At 67.8% G+C, this 16,307-nt stretch carries 14 protein-coding genes; 6 read left to right on the top strand and 8 right to left on the bottom strand.

Annotation, left to right across the window (positions count from 1 at the left end; genetic code table 11):
* Positions 1-108: 108 nt before the first annotated feature.
* Positions 109-1,740: an FAD/NAD(P)-binding protein gene (locus IQ782_RS16895; protein WP_194135844.1), complete on the bottom strand. Its 1,632-nt coding sequence runs from the start codon at positions 1,738-1,740 to the stop codon at positions 109-111.
* Between the two features lie 288 nt (positions 1,741-2,028).
* Between IQ782_RS16895 and IQ782_RS16900 the strand changes: the two genes are divergently transcribed.
* The 6 genes from IQ782_RS16900 (at position 2,029) to IQ782_RS16925 (ending at position 8,104) form a co-directional block, all read left to right on the top strand.
* Positions 2,029-2,682, top strand: coding sequence for a FadR/GntR family transcriptional regulator (locus IQ782_RS16900; RefSeq protein ID WP_240989353.1), 654 nt, complete (start codon positions 2,029-2,031; stop codon positions 2,680-2,682).
* Complete coding sequence (locus IQ782_RS16905) at positions 2,679-3,860, top strand: PLP-dependent transferase (RefSeq protein WP_194135846.1); 1,182 nt, start codon at positions 2,679-2,681, stop codon at positions 3,858-3,860. The genes IQ782_RS16900 and IQ782_RS16905 overlap by 4 nt, the downstream gene beginning before the upstream one ends.
* Before the next feature lie 91 nt (positions 3,861-3,951).
* Positions 3,952-5,211: an ABC transporter substrate-binding protein gene (locus IQ782_RS16910; RefSeq protein WP_194135847.1), complete on the top strand. Its 1,260-nt coding sequence runs from the start codon at positions 3,952-3,954 to the stop codon at positions 5,209-5,211.
* Between the two features lie 68 nt (positions 5,212-5,279).
* Positions 5,280-6,209: a carbohydrate ABC transporter permease gene (locus IQ782_RS16915; RefSeq protein WP_194135848.1), complete on the top strand. Its 930-nt coding sequence runs from the start codon at positions 5,280-5,282 to the stop codon at positions 6,207-6,209.
* Position 6,210: 1 nt separating this feature from the next.
* Positions 6,211-7,044, top strand: a complete 834-nt coding sequence (locus IQ782_RS16920; RefSeq protein ID WP_092428231.1) for a carbohydrate ABC transporter permease — start codon at positions 6,211-6,213, stop codon at positions 7,042-7,044.
* Between the two features lie 4 nt (positions 7,045-7,048).
* Entirely contained in the window at positions 7,049-8,104 is a 1,056-nt protein-coding gene (locus IQ782_RS16925) for an ABC transporter ATP-binding protein (protein ID WP_194135849.1), read from the top strand.
* A 46-nt stretch (positions 8,105-8,150) separates the two neighbouring features.
* On the opposite strand, the gene IQ782_RS16930 is transcribed toward IQ782_RS16925, so the two are convergent.
* The 7 genes from IQ782_RS16930 to paaN form a co-directional block, all read right to left on the bottom strand.
* Positions 8,151-10,082: a 3-hydroxyacyl-CoA dehydrogenase NAD-binding domain-containing protein gene (locus IQ782_RS16930; protein WP_194135850.1), complete on the bottom strand. Its 1,932-nt coding sequence runs from the start codon at positions 10,080-10,082 to the stop codon at positions 8,151-8,153.
* Between the two features lie 3 nt (positions 10,083-10,085).
* Positions 10,086-10,787: an ABC transporter ATP-binding protein gene (locus IQ782_RS16935; protein WP_194135851.1), complete on the bottom strand. Its 702-nt coding sequence runs from the start codon at positions 10,785-10,787 to the stop codon at positions 10,086-10,088.
* Positions 10,774-11,559 (bottom strand): ABC transporter ATP-binding protein, encoded by a 786-nt coding sequence (locus IQ782_RS16940; RefSeq protein WP_194135852.1) that lies wholly within the window; start codon positions 11,557-11,559, stop codon positions 10,774-10,776. The genes IQ782_RS16935 and IQ782_RS16940 overlap by 14 nt, the downstream gene beginning before the upstream one ends.
* Positions 11,556-12,512, bottom strand: a complete 957-nt coding sequence (locus tag IQ782_RS16945; protein ID WP_194135853.1) for a branched-chain amino acid ABC transporter permease — start codon at positions 12,510-12,512, stop codon at positions 11,556-11,558. The genes IQ782_RS16940 and IQ782_RS16945 overlap by 4 nt, the downstream gene beginning before the upstream one ends.
* Positions 12,512-13,384, bottom strand: coding sequence for a branched-chain amino acid ABC transporter permease (locus IQ782_RS16950; RefSeq protein WP_194135854.1), 873 nt, complete (start codon positions 13,382-13,384; stop codon positions 12,512-12,514). The genes IQ782_RS16945 and IQ782_RS16950 overlap by 1 nt, the downstream gene beginning before the upstream one ends.
* A 66-nt stretch (positions 13,385-13,450) precedes the next feature.
* Entirely contained in the window at positions 13,451-14,599 is a 1,149-nt protein-coding gene (locus IQ782_RS16955) for an ABC transporter substrate-binding protein (protein ID WP_194135855.1), read from the bottom strand.
* Positions 14,600-14,649: 50 nt separating this feature from the next.
* The gene (paaN, locus tag IQ782_RS16960) at positions 14,650-16,296 is read right to left on the bottom strand and encodes a phenylacetic acid degradation protein PaaN (RefSeq protein ID WP_194135856.1); all 1,647 of its coding nucleotides are present in this window, start codon (positions 16,294-16,296) and stop codon (positions 14,650-14,652) included.
* Between the last annotated feature and the right edge of the window lie 11 nt (positions 16,297-16,307).

Below are 16,307 nucleotides of genomic sequence, written 5' to 3' on the forward strand. Positions count from 1 at the left end.
CATGCCATGCCCCCGCCCAACGCCATCCAGATGGACCCGGAGGCCCGCAAAGAGATCGTGCAATGGTACCGCGCCGCGACCAGGGGCTGAAGTGGGCCGACGCGATGCTCAGCCCGCCCGGCGCGGCCGCGCCGACGCGCCGCAGATGAGATCCGCCGTCGCGCTGCCCATCTCGCAGGCATTGACCAGGCCCTGCACGAAAGGCTGACGGCGCAGCAGCACTGGCAGCGCAAGACAATGGATCCGGCCCGGTCCCGGCACGCGCAGCGGCAGGACGAAATCCTCGAACCGCAGGGACCCGGCGCCCAGGCTCTCAGGTCCGAGCGAGGGGAATCCAAGGTCCGCGAGCGTCATCGGCTGCTGCCCGCGCGCGTCGATCAGCACATCGAAGCAACGGCTCCAGCTGCCTGCGCGCATCTCCAGCCCTTCGCCGTTGCGAGAGATCTCCTGCTCTTCCCTCAGGCCGAGCACCTCGAGGTGCCCCGACCTGTGCAAAGCGAGCAGGCGCAGGATTGAGGCATGCGGAACGCAGGCGTAGCAATCGGTGAAGACCGGCTTGAGGGTGGCATGGAAGCGCGCGAGATCGGCCTCGGTGAAGGTCGGGAGGAGCTCTTCGAACAGCTCATGCGCCCGCAGCAGCGCGCTGCGCCATGGGATCGCGCGGCGGGTCTCGGTGGACCGCATCGCCTCGGTGAGATTTCTCTCGGCCCAGTCGAAGGGATCGGCTGCGAGGCGCGCCGCGAAATAGGCGTCGCAGAAGGTTTCCAGGGAGGTTTGTACCCCTCCGAGCGCGGCAAGGTAGGCCGGGTCCGCCGCGTTCAGATCGGCACGGAAAGCATCGAAAGCACGGGTGAGTGACGCCGCCTCGCCACTGCGCGCCACCCGCGCCAGCGCAGGCAGTTCGGGCAGAGGCAGGTCATACCAGAAATCCGCCTCTGGCAGCAGCCCCTTGCGGGACATGAGCGTCAGACGGAAATCGCCGCGCCCTTCCAGAGCTTCGTAAACCAATTGCCCCTGCGCGTCGCGGAAGGTGCCGCGGGCAGAGGCCACCGTCACCGCGACATCGATGGCCGAGAGCGAGCTGCCCAGCACGCCGATCTCGCCATCCGGCAGACGCGCGATCTTCTCTGCGGGCCAGGGCGAAAGCAGCGTCACGCCGTCCTGCCGCGTCCGGTCCGGCCAGCGGTGGCCGGAGGCGAGAACCACCTCGTCATAGAGCGCGGACGCCTCGCCCGATGGGCTGCGCCAGTCGAGGTTGATGCCATCCGCCGTCGGACGCAGGTCGGTCACCTCGTGCCGCAGATGCAGTTCGACCCGGTGCCCGCGCCGCCGTCCGAGCGCGATCAGCTCGGCCATCTGAGCGGTGAAATAGGCCCCGAGCACCAACCGCGGGTAGAATGCTGTCTCCGAGATATCACCGGGGCACAGGCGAAGCCCAACAAGGTCCTTCGTGTCGAGCGTGCGCAACCAGTCGTCGAGCGGCTGCACCACCGGAGGCAGCTCGCGGCTCGCGATATTCGAAAGCATGCAGGGATCGTTCATCGCCGCGCTGTAGGGCATTCCGGGGCCAACGCTGGGCCCTTTCTCGAAAAGATCGATGTGCAGCGGCACCGGCGCATCTGTCACGAGGCCACGCAGCGTGTAGACCGCGGTCGGCCCTCCGCCGACAATGGCCACGCGCGGACGCGCATGGGGAAATGACCGCGCACTTTGCGCGGGAATGGGCTCTCGGGGTGCCATGGGGACCTCGCCAGAGGGATGTGCGTGCTAGGGCAATGCTTGGTGGGACTGTGCGTTGCGCACCGGGTTGAACACCCGAAGCCGCGAGATGTTCCCGCACTGGCCCTCCGCAGGTGACTTTCCGCGCAGGCGACGCTCCTCCAGCCCATTGGACGCCGAGATGCAAAAATTGTTGCACGACTCGAATTGGTCTGACCTATTACCAATATGAATGAAACTCCTCCCTCTCCTGACACCTCCGAGGCCCAGCTGTCCGCGCTTCCTCCGCTGGGCCGGAGCCGCCAGATCATGGATGCGCTCGCCCGGTACATCGAGCAGCGCAACCTCCAGCCGGGCGACCGGCTGCCACCCGAGCGCGATCTGACCGCTGCGCTCAAGGTGGGCCGCTCGTCCATCCGTGAGGCGGTCAGCCAGCTCTCGGCGCTCGGCATCGTCGAGGCGCGGATCGGTTCGGGGACCTATCTGCTGCGGAAGATCTCTGCGGACACGGTCTACATGCCGCTCAGCGTGTCAGCCGACGGGCTTGCCGAGGCGCTGCTGATGACGCTGGAAGTGCGGCGCGGCATCGAGATCGAGGCGTCGATCGCCGCCGCGCGACGCCGCACCGACGAGGACATCCTGCGAATGCGCGACGCGCTCGAGGAGATGGAGCGCACCCACCACCGCGAGGGCGGCAGCGGCAAGGCCGACTTCGCCTTCCACATGTCGATCTACGACGCCGCCCACAACCCGTTGTTCCGGCAACTTCTGGAACAGATGCGCGACATTCTCGACCGGTTCTGGGAACGCCCCTTCGACCGCAACGACTTCGCCGCCCGCTCCTTCCCCTACCACCGCACCCTCTTCGACGCGATTTGCGCCGGGGATGCCGAGGCCGCGGCGGAAGAAACCCGCAAGATCCTCGACGTGGTCGAGGAGGACATCAGGAACATGCGCCCATGAACGATCTTTACGAGGCCTCCCGGCTGATCGCGGCCCACGACCGCGACAGCATCCTCGACGCCGTGGTGCCGCCAATTGTGCAGACCTCGCTCTTCACTTTCGGCAGCTACGACGAGATGATCGCCGCCTATCGCGGCGAGATCACCCGACCGATCTACAGTCGCGGGCTCAACCCCACCGTCCGCGCCTTCGAGGAAAAGCTCGCCGAGCTGGAAAAAGCCGAGGACGCGCTGGCCTTCGCCTCGGGCATGGCGGCGATCTCGGCCTCGGTGCTGAGCGTTGTCGCGCCCGGCGACCGGGTGGTGGCGGTGCGCAACGTCTACCCCGACGCCTTCCGGCTTTTCGGCACCTACCTGCCACGCATGGGGATCACCGTGGATTACGTCGATGGAACCGACCTCGCCGCGGTCGAGCGCGCCCTGCCGGGGGCCAAGCTGATCTACCTCGAAAGTCCGACGAGTTGGGTGATGGAGCCGCTCGACGTTGGCGCTCTGGCCGCCGCCGCGAAGCGCCACGGCGTCTTTTCGGTGATCGACAACAGCTGGGCGACCCCGGTGTTCCAGAACCCGGTCGAGCTGGGCGTCGATCTCGTCGTGCATTCGGCGTCGAAATACATCGGCGGGCACAGCGACGTGGTGGCGGGCGTGATCGCCGGCTCGAAAGAGAACGTCGACCGCGTGCGCGGCGAAATCTATCCCTATCTCGGCGGGCGCATCGCGCCGATGGACGCCTGGCTGCTGCTGCGCGGTCTGCGTACCCTGCCGCTGCGCGTCGCCGCCCACCAGGACAGCGCGCTCGAGATCGCCCGTCGCCTGGCGGCGCTCGACGTGGTCGAGACGGTAATGCACCCCGGCCTCGCGCCGCTGCCACCCGGCCTGCGCGGCACCACCGGGCTGTTCTCCTTCATCTTCCGCGAGGGCATCGACCTGCGCAGCTTCTGCGACACGCTGAAGCTGTTCAAGCTCGGCGTCAGCTGGGGCGGGCACGAGAGCCTCGTGGTGCCCGGAGACGTTGTGCTCGAACAGAAGGCCAGACCCAACTCGGCCCATGAATTCGGGATTTCCTCGCGTTCGGTCCGGCTGCACATCGGGCTCGAGGGCACCGAGGCGCTCTGGGCCGATTTGACCGCGGCGATCGCCGCCGCGCAACAGCCTGCGGCGATCAAGGCCGCACAGTAAGCCGCGACAATCACCGTCGCGCGACGGCGGCCCTGCCAGGGGCCGCCAACAACCAACAGATATTAAATAGAAATTCAACAGGGAGAAGACCATGAAGAAACTGCTTAGTGCCAGTGTCCTGGCCTTGATGGCGGCGGGTGGCGCGGCAAGCGCCGAGACCACGCTGCGGCTGGTCGAGGTGATCACCAGCCCCGCGCGCACCGAAACGCTGAAGGAGATCGTCGCCGGTTTCGAGGAGGCGCACCCCGACACCAAGGTCGAGATCATTTCGCTGCCCTGGGGCGAAGCCTTCCAGAAGTTCGCCACCATGGTCTCGGCCGGTGACCTGCCCGACGTGGTCGAGATGCCGGACACGTGGCTGTCGCTCTACGCAAACAATGGCCTCCTGGAGAGCCTTGAGCCCTATCTCGCCGACTGGGACGTCACCTCCGACATGACCGACCGCGCGCTGGAGCTGGGGCGCGACATCGACGACACCGCCTACATGCTGCCCTACGGCTTCTACCTGCGGGCGCTGTTCTACAACAAGGAGCTGCTCGCGGAGGCAGGCGTCGAGGCACCGCCCACCACGCTCGAGGAATTCCGCGCCGCCTCCGAGGCGATCTCGGCGCTGCCCGGCAAGTCCGGCTACTGCCTGCGCGGCGGCCCCGGCGGGCTGAATGGCTGGATGATGGCCGGTGCGACCATGGCGGGCGACAACGCCTTCTTCAACGAGGACGGCACCTCGACCATGGACAGCGAGGGCTGGGTCAAGGGCATCGAGTGGTACGTCGATCTCTACAAGGACGGGCTGGCACCGAAGGACAGCGTGAACTGGGGCTTCAACGAGATCGTCGCGGGCTTCTACTCGGGCACCTGCGCCTTCCTCGACCAGGACCCCGACGCGCTCATCGCCATCGCCGAACGCATGTCCGAAGACCAGTACGGCGTGATCCCGATGCCAAAGGGCCCGGACGGCAAGGCCTTCACCACCATCGGTTACGCCGGCTGGTCGATGATGTCCGCCTCCGAGCACAAGGACCTGGCCTGGGACCTCATCGCCCAGCTCGAGGGCCCCGAGGGCAACATCGCCTGGAACAAGAAGATCGGCGCGCTGCCGGTGCTGAAGTCCGCCGAGAAGGACGAGTTCTACGCAGCTCCGGCCTTCAAGGGCTGGTTCGACGAGCTGGCCGACGAGAACGTCGTGCCGACCGTGATGCCGACCTACCTCGAGGAATTCGCCTACTTCAAGGACTCGCTGGCGATCGCCTCGGGGCAGAAGGCGCTCTTGGGCGAGATCACCCCGCAGGAGCTTGCTTCCGAATGGGCCGCCTACCTGACCAATGCGCAGCAGAAGCATCTCGCCAAGTAATGGGCCGATTGACCTGACAATGCGGGCCGGGCGTGCGCGTCCGGCCCACCCCTTCCCCCGGAGGACCGATGACTGCCACGCCCATCCCTGCCACCTACCGGCGTCCGCTGCGCCAGCGTCTCGCCGTGACGCTCGAGCCCTGGCTCTACTGCGCGCCGGTGCTGATCCTGATCACCGCCGTCATGCTGGTGCCGTTGGTCCTCGGCATCTCCTACGCCTTCCGGGACATCCAGCTTCTCAACCCCTTCTCCGGCGGCTTCGTCGGGCTCGAGCACTTCAAGGCGCTCGGCCAGGACGATGCCTTCCTGCGCGCGCTGCGCAACACCCTGTGGTGGACCGGCGCCAGCGTCTTCTTCCAGCTCGCCTTCGGCCTGATCCTCGCACTGCTGCTCAACGTGCCCTTCACCGGGCGCGGGCTGGCGCAGGCGCTGGTGTTCCTGCCCTGGGCCGTGCCGACCTTCCTTGCCGGCCTCAACTGGGCCTGGCTCTTCAACCCGGTGATCGGACCGATCCCGCACTGGCTGACCGCGCTGGGGCTGATGGACGAGCCCTCGAACATCCTCGCCGATCCGAGCATCGCCATGTGGGGTCCGATCCTCGCCGCGACCTGGTGGGGCATCCCCTTCTTCGCCATCACCCTGCTGGCCGCGCTGCAGTCGATCCCCAAGGATCTCTACGAGGCCGCCTCGATCGACGGTGCCTCGCCGATCCAGCGGTTCTTCTCGATCACCCTGCCCTACCTCGCTCCGGTGATCGCCATCACCGTGCTGCTGCGCACCGTCTGGGTCGCCAACTTCGCCGACCTGATCATCGTGATGACCAACGGCGGCCCCGCCGACCGCACCCAGACCGTGGCCAGCTACATCTTCACGCAAGCGTTCAAGCGGCTCGACTTCGGCTATGCCTCGGCGGTCGCGCTGGTGCTGCTGGCGCTGCTGCTGGCCTATTCGATGGTCATCCTCGTCTTCCGCCAGAAGCTCTCGAACAGGGACAAGTGACATGACCGCGACCCGTCTTTTCGGCACGCTGGCGCATCGCGCGGCCATCCTGTGCTTCATCGCCTTTGCGCTCTTCCCGCTCTACTGGCTGCTCAAGGTCTCGGTGACTCCGAACGACCTGCTCTACTCCGAGGGCGTGCGCATGTGGCCCTCGCGCACGACGCTGGATCACTTCCGCTTCGTGCTGGCCAACAGCGAGTTCCCGCGCTTCTTCGCCAACAGCCTGATCGTCTCGGGCTCCACCGCGCTCGTCTCGACCGTCCTCGCGGCGCTGATGGGCTACGCGCTGTCGCGCTTCCAGTTCCGCGGCAAGCTGTGGCTGGCCGCTCTGCTGCTGATCACCCAGATGTTCCCGCTGGTCATGCTGGTGGCGCCGATCTTCAAGATCCTCTCGCCGCTCGGGCTGACCAACAGCCTGACCGGGCTTGTCATCGTCTACACCGCCTTCAACGTGCCCTTCGCCTCCTTCCTGATGCAGGGCTTCTTCGACGGCATCCCCTCGGATCTCGAGCAGGCCGCGATGATCGACGGCGCCGACCGCTTCACCGCCTTCCGCCACATCATCCTGCCGCTGGCACTGCCGGGGGTGGCGGCGACGCTGGGTTTCGTCTTCACCGCCGCCTGGTCCGAGATGATCTTTGCGCTGATGCTGATCTCGGGCAGCGAGAAGGCCACCTTCCCCGTCGGGCTGCTGACCTTCGTGTCGAAATTCTCGGTCGATTACGGGCAGATGATGGCCGCCGGCGTGCTGGCGCTGATCCCCGCCTGCCTCTTCTTCCTGCTCATCCAACGCTACCTGGTGCAAGGCATGACCGCCGGCGCCGTGAAAGGATAACCCCATGGCCACGATGGAAATCCGCTCCGCGAGCAAGAACTACGGCACGATCCGCGTGCTCGACGACATCAACCTCGAGATCGGCGACGGCGAGTTCATCGTGCTGGTCGGCCCCTCGGGCTGCGGCAAGTCCACGCTGCTGCGGATGATCGCCGGGCTCGAGGAGATCACCGGCGGCGAGATCCGCATCGACGACAAGGTGATGAACGCCCTGCCCCCCAAGGCGCGCGACATCGCCATGGTGTTCCAGAGCTACGCGCTCTACCCGCACATGAGCGTCGCCGACAACATGAGCTACTCGCTGCGGCTGCGGAAGACCGACAAGCCGACGATCGCCGAGAAGGTGCGCGACGCCTCGTCCAAGCTCGGGCTCGACGCGCTGCTCGAACGCAAGCCCAAGGCGCTCTCGGGCGGGCAGCGCCAGCGCGTTGCGATGGGCCGGGCGATCGTGCGCCAGCCCAAGGCGTTCCTCTTCGACGAGCCGCTGTCAAACCTCGACGCCCGCCTGCGCGAGCAGATGCGCGCCGAGATCCGCAAGCTGCACCGCGAGCTCGGCGCGACGTCGATCTACGTCACCCACGACCAGGTCGAGGCGATGACCCTGGCCGACCGCATCGTCGCCATGCACGGCGGTCACATCCAGCAGGTCGGCACACCGCTGGAACTCTACGACCGCCCCGCCAACCTCTTTGTCGCGGGGTTCATCGGCTCACCGGGAATGAATTTCCTGAAGGGCGACATCGCGGACCGCTGCCTGCATCTTTGCGACGGCAGAACCATCGCGCTGCCTGCCGAGATGCCCGCCACCATGGGCGAGGCGACGCTCGGCATTCGGCCCGAGCACGTGGTGCTTTCCCCGGCGGGCGAGACCGGACTCGAGGCGACGGTGGAGCTTGTCGAGCCCACCGGCCATGGCATCATCCTGCACCTGACGCTGGCCGGCTCCGTGTTCAAGGTGCTGACGCATGACCGCCGCTGGCTCGAGCCAGGAGCGTCGGTCAGCGTTTCCTTCCCGACCGATGCGCTGCATCTCTTCAATGCCGAAGGCGTCCGGGTCTGACCCGGACGCCCCGCGCGTCGCTCAGCTTGAGGCCCCTCGCCAGCCCCTAGCCGCGGCTGGCGAACATCGGCCCGCCCTTCCAGCGCGGAAAGCCGTAGCCGTGAACCTCGACAAGATCGATGTCCTCGGGGCGCTGCGCGATGCCTTCCTCGAGGATCGCCGCCCCTTCGGCGGCCATGGCCGCCACGAGATGCGCCGCGATCTCGGGGCGGGGCAGCTCCCGTGCGTCGACGATGCGCGCGGCCAGCAGCTCGGCCACCTGCGGCGAGGGTAGCGCCGCCCGGTCGCCTTCGGCGTAGTCGTACCAGCCGCCGCCGGTCTTCTGCCCCTTGCGCCCAGCCCGCACGAGGATGTCGCCCAGCGTCTCGGGCACGTGCTGACCCTCGGCCCGCGCGCCCTCGCGTTGCAGGAAGGCGATGTCGAGCCCGCCCAGATCCTGCGCCTCGAACGGACCCATGCGGAACCCGTACCCGCGCATCGCGGCGTCGATCTCGGAGATCGCGACACCCTGCGTGACCAGCACCTCGGCCTCGGCGCGGTAGCGCTTGAGGATGCGGTTGCCGATGAAGCCCTCGCAGATGCCCGCCTGAACCGGCATCTTGTTCAGCGCCCGCGCCAGCGCGAAGCCCGTGGCCAGCACCTCGGGCGCGGTCTCGGGCGTCGGCACGATCTCGAGCAGCTTCATGATGTGGGCGGGGCTGAAGAAGTGCAGCCCGATGAACCGCTCGGGGTTCGGCAGGCCCTCGGCGATGGCGCGCGGATCGAGGTAGGACGTGTTGGTCGCCAGCACCGCGTCGGGGCGGCAGACGCGACCCAGCTCGGCGAAGACCGCACGCTTGACGCCGATCTCCTCGAAGACCGCCTCGATGACGAGGTCGGCCTGCGCCAGATCGGCATAGTCGGTGCTGCCGCGCACGCCCGCCATGCGCTCGGCCCGGCCCTTTTCGGTGAGCTTGCCGCGCTTCACCGCACCGTCAAAGATCTTTGCCACGTTGTCGAGGCCCCGCGCCACCGCCTCGGCGTCGCGCTCGATGAGGATGATTTCCATCCCCGCCTCGCGGCAGGCACCGGCAATGCCCGCGCCCATGGTGCCGCCGCCGATGACGCCGACGAGCTTGACCGGGCGGGGATCGATGCCCTTGAGTGCCGCGGGTTTCGGCGCGGCACGCTCGGCGAAGAAGACATGGCGCAGCGCGGCCGCCTCGTCCGAGGCGCGCAGGTCGAGGAAGGTCTCGCGCTCGTGCGCCATGGCAGCGGCAAAGCTGGTCTCTGTGGCAAAGCGGATGCTGTCCAGCGCGCGCAACGGGGCCTTGTGCCCGGCTCGGGCGGCTGCCTTGCGCGCGGCTTGCCAGAAATCGTCGGGCATCGGCTGAAGCGGACGCTTCGAGACAGGTAGGGGCATCTCGGCGGCAAGCGAAGCGCGGGCGAACTCCACCGCAGCAGTCTCGAGATCGCCGCTCACCACCGCGTCGATCAACCCGGCATCCAGCGCCTTGGCGGCGGCCAGCGGCTTGCCGGAGGTCACCAGCTCGACCGCTGCCTCGACGCCCGCAAGCCGCGGCGTGCGCACCGTGCCGGAGGCGCCGGGGATGACGCCCAGCGTGACCTCGGGCAGACCGACACGGGCGCTCTCTACGGCGACGCGGAAGCGGCAGCCCATGGCAATCTCGAAACCGCCGCCGAGCGCCGCCCCATGGATCGCCGCAACCCAGGGCTTCTCCGCCGCCTCGATCCTGTCCACCACATCGGGCAGATGCGGCTCGACCGGCGGCTGGCCGAACTCACGCACATCGGCCCCTGCAAGAAAGGTTCGCCCGGCGCAGACCAGCACCACGGCGCGCACCTCGGGGTCTTCATCCAGCCGCTCGGCCAGATCGTAGAGCCCCTTGCGCACGGCCTCGGAGATGGCATTCACCGGCGGGTTGTCGAGGGTGACGACAGCGATCTCGCCGTCGCGGCGGACAGTCAGAAGGGTCATGGTTCAGAGTCCCAGATAGGCTTCACGGATGCGCGGATCGGCGATGAGTTCAGCGGCGGCACCGGTCATGGTGATCCGCCCGGTTTCCATCACGTAGCCGCGGTCGGCGATCTTGAGCGCACCATAGGCGTTCTGCTCGACCAGCAGCACCGTCACGTCGCGCTCCTTGAGCGATTTCACCACCTCGAAGATCTGCGCCACCAGCAGCGGTGCCAGACCCATCGAGGGCTCGTCGAGCAGCAGGCAATGCGGCCGCCCCATCAGCGCGCGGGCAATGGCCAGCATCTGCTGCTGCCCGCCCGAGAGCCCGCCCGCCGCGAGGTTGCGCTTTTCCTTGAGGATCGGGAACATGCCGAAGGCGTCGGCCATGTCGCGATCCACCCGTTCGTCGGTGAACAGGAAGGCGCCGAGACGCAGGTTTTCCTCGACCGTGAGGTTGGTGAAGATCTGCCGCCCCTCGGGCGATTGTGCCAGCCCGCGTTTCAGCCGCTTGTGGGCGGGCACCGAGGCGAAGCTCTCGCCGCGGAACACGATGCTGCCGTCGCTCACTGGCTGGGTGCCCGAGAGGCACTTCAGCAGCGTGGTCTTGCCCGCGCCGTTGGCGCCCACCACGGTCACGATCTCGCCCGAGCTGACCTCGAGGTCGAGCCCGTGTAGCACCTCGATGCGCCCGTAGCGCGAGCGCAGCCCCTCAACCGTCAGCATGGGCGGGCTCCTCCTCTTCGGTGCCGAGATAGGCGGCGATCACCGCCGGGTCGCGCGAGACGGTGGCCGGGTCGCCCTCGGCGATCTTCTCGCCATGGTCCAGCACGACGATGTGGTTGGAGATGCGCATCACCAGCTTCATGTCATGCTCGACAAGCAGGATGGCGATGCCCGAGGCGGCAAGCTCGGCGATCAGGTGGTCGATCTCCTCGGTCTCGACGGCGTTGCAGCCGGCGGCGGGTTCATCGAGCAGCAGGATCTTCGGGTTCAGCGCCAGCGCGCGGGCGATCTCCAGCCGCTTGAGCGCGCCGTAGCTGAGGTTGCCCGCCACCTGCTCGGCGGCCTTGTCGAGCCGCACCCGTTCCAGCAGCTTGCGCGCCCCCTGCCGCGCCTCGGCGGCGCGGCGGCGCATCCCCGGCAGCGACAGCAGGTCGGCCCAGACCGAGCCGCGCTCGGACAGGTGATAGCCCGCCAGCACGTTGTCGAGCACCGTCAACTCCTGGAAGATCTGCAGGTTCTGGAAGGTGCGCGACAGGCCCATCTCGGCCAGCCGGTTGGGGGCAATTCCCGTCACCTCGGTGCCGTTCAGCGAGACCGAGCCGCGACCGGGCTGGTAGACGCCCGAGATCATGTTGAAGAGCGTGGTCTTGCCCGCGCCGTTCGGCCCGATGACCGAGACGATCTCGCCCGGCGAGACCTTGAAGCTCACGTCGTTGACCGCCTTCAGCCCGCCGAAGCTGATGCCGAGGCCCTGTACATCCAGAAGGCTCATTCGTCCCTCCCCTTCAGGCGCCGCGCGATCGAGGGCAGGAGCCCCTGCGGCAGGAAGATCATCACCAGCACCATCACGAGACCCAGCACCAGTTGCTCGTATTCGGCGAAGACCGTCAGCACCTGCGGCAGCAGCGTCAGGATCGCCGCGCCGAAGGTCGCGCCCAGCACCGAGCCGACACCGCCGAGCACCGCCATGGTGACCATCTCGACCGAGTGCATGAAGCCCGCCACATCCGGCGTGATGAAGCCGTTCTGGAGCGCCAAGAGCGAGCCCGCGACCGAGGCGTAGACCGCCGAGATCACGAAGGCGCGCAGCTTCTGGCGCGGCACGTCGACGCCGACCGTGGCGGCAGCCACTTCCGAGCCGTGCAGCGCCCGCATCGCCCGGCCCGAGGGGCTGTCGAAGAGGTTGAGCGCCAGCCACGCGCCGACCAGCAGCACCACGCCGCAGAGCATGTACCAGAACTCGCCGCCCGAAAGCTTCCAGCCCATGTCGCGCAGGACGTCACGCAGCCCGAGGTCGGCGACGTTCATCCCGTCAGGACCCCCGGTCAGCGCGCGCTCGTTGGTCAGCACCATCGATACGAGGATGCCGAAGCCGAGCGTGGCGACGCCCAGATAGTAACCCTTGAGCCGCAGGATCGGCTTGCCGATCAGCGCCGCCATGACGCCCGAGACCACCGCGCCAAGCACGACCGCCAGCGCCGGGTGCAGGCCGAGGTGTTCGGGCGCCAGCGCGCAGGCATAGGCCCCGATCCCGGCAAAACCGGCGTGGCCAAGGCTGATCTGCCCGGCGTAGCCGATCAGGATCACCAGACCCACCACCGAGAGCGCATTGACGAAGATCAGCGCACCGACGCGGTAGTAGTAGCCCGAGGGAAAGAACAGCGGCAGCAGCGCGATGAGCAGTGCCAGCACACCGAGCGAAATCCATTTGTTGCGGCCGGTCATCACACGCGCTCCGTCGATTTGCGGCCGAACAGGCCCTGCGGCATCACGAAGAGCACGGCGAGGATGACGATGAAGGCCACCGCCTCCTTGTATTGCGAACTGAGATAGCCCGCGGTCAGCGCCTCGAAGCAGCCGAGCAGCAGCCCGCCCACCAGCGCGCCCTTGGGATTTCCCATGCCACCCAGCATGGCGGCGGCAAAGCCCTTGAGCGCCAGCGCGACGCCGACGTCATAGCCGACCAGCGTGATCGGGGTGACCAGCACGCCCGCGAAGGCACCGATGGCGGCCGAAAGCCCGAAGGACAGGGTCATCACCCAGCCGGTGTTGATCCCGACAAGCTGCGCCGCGACGCGGTTGTTGGCCGTGGCCAGCACTGCCTTGCCGGTCAGCGTGCGGGTAAAGAAGATCCAGAGGCCCACGAAGACCGCCAGCGCGCCGCCGATCACCCAGAGGCTCTGCGGCAGGATCGTCGCGCCGAGCACGTGGATCGGATCATCGCCCGAGAAGGACGGGAAGCGGTGCAGCTGCTTGTCGAAGATCAGCTGCGTCGCGCCGCGGATCACGATCGAGGCGCCGATGGTGATGATGATCAGCGAGACCACGGGCGCGCCGCGTGCCGGCTCGATCGCCAGTTTGTTCAGCGCCACGCCGATCGCCGAGGTGACGAGGATGGCGACCAAGGCGGCGAGCGGCAGCGGCAGCCCGGCCTCGAAGGTGAAGACGGTGATCATCCCGCCCAGCATGACGAATTCGCCCTGGGCGAAGTTCACCACGTCCGAGGCGTTGTAGATGATGGTGAATCCCAGCGCCACGAGCGCGTAGACGGCGCCCACGGTCAGACCGGAGAACAGGAATTGCAGCAGGGCGTCCATCGGGGCTCCCAAGGCTTTGGCGGATGGGGGTGCGGCTCCGGGCACAGGGCCCGGAGCCGGAGCGGGTTACTCGACGGGAAGCCAGTCGCCGTCCTTGATCTCCAGCATCCGGAAGGCGCTGAGATCGAGGCCGAGGTGATCCTCGGGCGAGAAGCTGTAGGTGCCGGTGGTGCCGACAAGACCGCTGGTCGCTTCCAACGCGTCGCGGATCGCCTGCGGATCCTCGCTGTCACCGGCGCGGGTGATGGCATCGACGATCAGCGCGAAGGCGTCATGCGCGTAGCCGCCGAAGGTCGAGACGTCCTGGTCGTACTTGGCCTTGTAGGCCTCGGTGTAGGCGGTCACGACCTGGTATTGCGCATCGTCCTCGGCCAGCTTGTCGGCGATCAGCAGCGCGGTGCCCGGCAGCCGCAGGCCCTCGGCGGCCTCTGCCCCCGCGAGCTCGATGAACGCATCCGAGGCAACCCCGTGGCTCTGGTAGAGCGGGATCTCGAAGCCGAGCTGTGCGACGTTGCGGGTGACGATCGCCGGGCCCTGGCCGAAGCCCGGGTTCAGCACCGCCTGCACGCCCTCGGTGTTGCGGATGCGGGTCAGCTGCGGGGTCATGTCGGCGTCCTGCGGACCGTAGGTCTCGTCGGCGAGGATCTCGATGCCGTGGTCGCCCGCGACCTCCTTGCACTGCGCCTGCATCGAGGCGCCGAAGCCATCGGTACCCGAGATCATGCCGATCTTGGTGATGCCCTGCGCCTGCATATCGGTGAAGATCTTCTCGCAGGCCATGCGGTCGGTGTGCGGCGTCTTGAAGACATTCGCCCGCACCGGGTCGACGATCGAGATCGCGCCGGCGAGCGAGATGAAGGGGATGCCCTCGTCCTCGGCGACCGACAGGATCGACATGGTGGTGCCGGTGGTGGAACCGCCGAGGATCGCCACAACCTCGTCATCCTCGACGAGGCGGGTGGCGAAAGTGCGCGCCTTGTTGGGATCGCCGCCGTCGTCGTAGAGCGTCAGGGCGATTTCCTCGCCGTTGATCCCGCCCGCCTCGTTCAGCTGCTCGACCAGCATCTCGATGGTCTTCGCCTCGGGGTCGCCGAGGAAGGCCGCGGGGCCGGTGGCGGAAACGCTGACGCCGAGGCGGATCTCGGCCTGCGCGGCGCCGCTGAGGACGCCGAGCGCGGCGAGGGTGGCAAGCGCGGTGGTGGTCTTGGACATCATGGTAACTCCTCCCAGATTGGTGTCCGTCGATGTTCTTGTGCCGGGTCCGTTCAGGCCGCCTTGGGCCAGCGGATCATCACGCGCCGGAAGCGGGGCGCGACGAAGGCGGCATCGGTCAGGCTGGCATTGCCTGCCGGGTTCGCCCCGGTGACGTGGAAGTCGGAGAAGGCCGCCGACTGGTTCACGTAGATGTTGCCGGTGAGGTTCACCGAAAGGTTCACCCCCGCCTGCGCGAAGGCCTTCGCCGCGCGGGCGACGAGCCCGTCGTCGGTCGCATAGAGTGCAGCGGTGATTGCGCCCTTGGTCCGGGCGATCGCGGCGGCGCGGGCTATGGCGTCCTCGGCGCTGTCGCAGGGCACGAGGAACGAGACCGGGCCGAAGCACTCCTCGTTCTGCGGGCCGTCGGCACCCTCGACTGCCACCATCAGCGGCGTGGCGCTGCGGCCGTGGCCGGTCTCGGCGCTGTCGCGGATCACCCGGCCAGCTGCGCGCGCGGCCTCGATGCGGTCCAGCGTCGCGGGATTGACGATGGTGCCGCAGACCCCTGCCGCGCGGGCCGGGTCGGAAAGCAGCGCGTCGATCGCGTCCTTCAGCCCCTCGGCCACCTCGTCGAAGCTCTTGTGCCCCTCGTCGGTCTCGATCCCGCCGCGCGGGATGTAGAGGTTCTGCGGCGAGGTGCACATCTGCCCCGAGTAGAGCGACAGCGAGAAGGCGAGGTTGGCGCACATCCCGGCGAAATCACCGGTGCCGGTGATGGTGACCGAGTTCACCCCGGCCTCCTCGGTGAACACCAGCGCGCGGCTCTGCGCACGGATCCAGTCGGCAAAGGCGGTGGAGCCGGTGTAGTCGACCAGCGCCACCTTCTCATGCGTCACGAGGTCCTTGGTGATCTCTGCCCCCGGCGCATCGGCGGCCAGCAGCACCGCGTCCTGCGGCAGACCGGCCTCGGCGAAGACCTCGCGCAGCACACGCACGGTCAGCGCCAGCGGCAGGATGGCGCGCGGGTGCGGCTTGACGATCACCGGGTTGCCGGTGGCAAGGCTGGCGAAGATCCCCGGATAGCCGTTCCACGTCGGGAAGGTGTTGCAGCCCACGGTCAGCGCGACGCCGCGCGGCACCAGCTCCCAGTGCTTCTCGATCACCAGCGGTGCGTGCTTGCCCTGCGGCTTTTCCCAGACCGCGTCGCGGGCGCTGCGGGTCAGCTCGGCATGGGCCATGGCCAGCGCTTCCAGCCCGCGGTCCTGCGCATGCGGACCGCCCGCCTGGAAGGCCATGGCAAAGGCTTGACCCGTGGTGTGCATGGTGGCGTGGCCGAGCAGGAAGCTCATCCTGTTGAGCCGCACCAGCGCTTCCAGCAGCGCGCCCGTACGCGCCTCGACCGGAGCCTCGGCAAACGCGGGCGCGGTCGCCTCGGCAGCGGCAATCAGCGTCTCGGGCGCCGCCGCGGGATAGGTGATGCCAAGCTCGGGCCCCCAGGGCGAGACCTCGGAGCCGACGCGCCCTTCCTCGGGGTGACCCGGCAGGTCGAAGGCGGTGCCCAGCAGGGCAGCATAGGACGATTCGCCCTCTTCCTTCGCGGTCTCGCCATAGATCTTCCCGCTTGGAACCTCGGGAAACGGGGTCCAGAACTCGCGCGTTTCCAGTGCCTTCAGGGCACGCTCCAGTAGCGGTTTATGGCGGGTGAACAGGTCTGTCATGGCTCCTCCCA

Origin of the sequence: Salipiger mangrovisoli (genome assembly GCF_015223355.1) — a bacterium.
GTDB classification, from domain to species: Bacteria; Pseudomonadota; Alphaproteobacteria; order Rhodobacterales; family Rhodobacteraceae; genus Salipiger; species Salipiger mangrovisoli.

Bases quoted from the DNA above. Each gene is read 5' to 3' on its own strand.
- IQ782_RS16895 (WP_194135844.1), bottom strand. From the start codon at position 1,740: ATGGCACCCCGAGAGCCCATTCCCGCGCAAAGTGCGCGGTCATTTCCC.
- IQ782_RS16900 (WP_240989353.1), top strand. From the start codon at position 2,029: ATGGATGCGCTCGCCCGGTACATCGAGCAGCGCAACCTCCAGCCGGGC.
- IQ782_RS16905 (WP_194135846.1), top strand. From the start codon at position 2,679: ATGAACGATCTTTACGAGGCCTCCCGGCTGATCGCGGCCCACGACCGC.
- IQ782_RS16910 (WP_194135847.1), top strand. From the start codon at position 3,952: ATGAAGAAACTGCTTAGTGCCAGTGTCCTGGCCTTGATGGCGGCGGGT.
- IQ782_RS16915 (WP_194135848.1), top strand. From the start codon at position 5,280: ATGACTGCCACGCCCATCCCTGCCACCTACCGGCGTCCGCTGCGCCAG.
- IQ782_RS16920 (WP_092428231.1), top strand. From the start codon at position 6,211: ATGACCGCGACCCGTCTTTTCGGCACGCTGGCGCATCGCGCGGCCATC.
- IQ782_RS16925 (WP_194135849.1), top strand. From the start codon at position 7,049: ATGGCCACGATGGAAATCCGCTCCGCGAGCAAGAACTACGGCACGATC.
- IQ782_RS16930 (WP_194135850.1), bottom strand. From the start codon at position 10,082: ATGACCCTTCTGACTGTCCGCCGCGACGGCGAGATCGCTGTCGTCACC.
- IQ782_RS16935 (WP_194135851.1), bottom strand. From the start codon at position 10,787: ATGCTGACGGTTGAGGGGCTGCGCTCGCGCTACGGGCGCATCGAGGTG.
- IQ782_RS16940 (WP_194135852.1), bottom strand. From the start codon at position 11,559: ATGAGCCTTCTGGATGTACAGGGCCTCGGCATCAGCTTCGGCGGGCTG.
- IQ782_RS16945 (WP_194135853.1), bottom strand. From the start codon at position 12,512: ATGACCGGCCGCAACAAATGGATTTCGCTCGGTGTGCTGGCACTGCTC.
- IQ782_RS16950 (WP_194135854.1), bottom strand. From the start codon at position 13,384: ATGGACGCCCTGCTGCAATTCCTGTTCTCCGGTCTGACCGTGGGCGCC.
- IQ782_RS16955 (WP_194135855.1), bottom strand. From the start codon at position 14,599: ATGATGTCCAAGACCACCACCGCGCTTGCCACCCTCGCCGCGCTCGGC.
- paaN (WP_194135856.1), bottom strand. From the start codon at position 16,296: ATGACAGACCTGTTCACCCGCCATAAACCGCTACTGGAGCGTGCCCTG.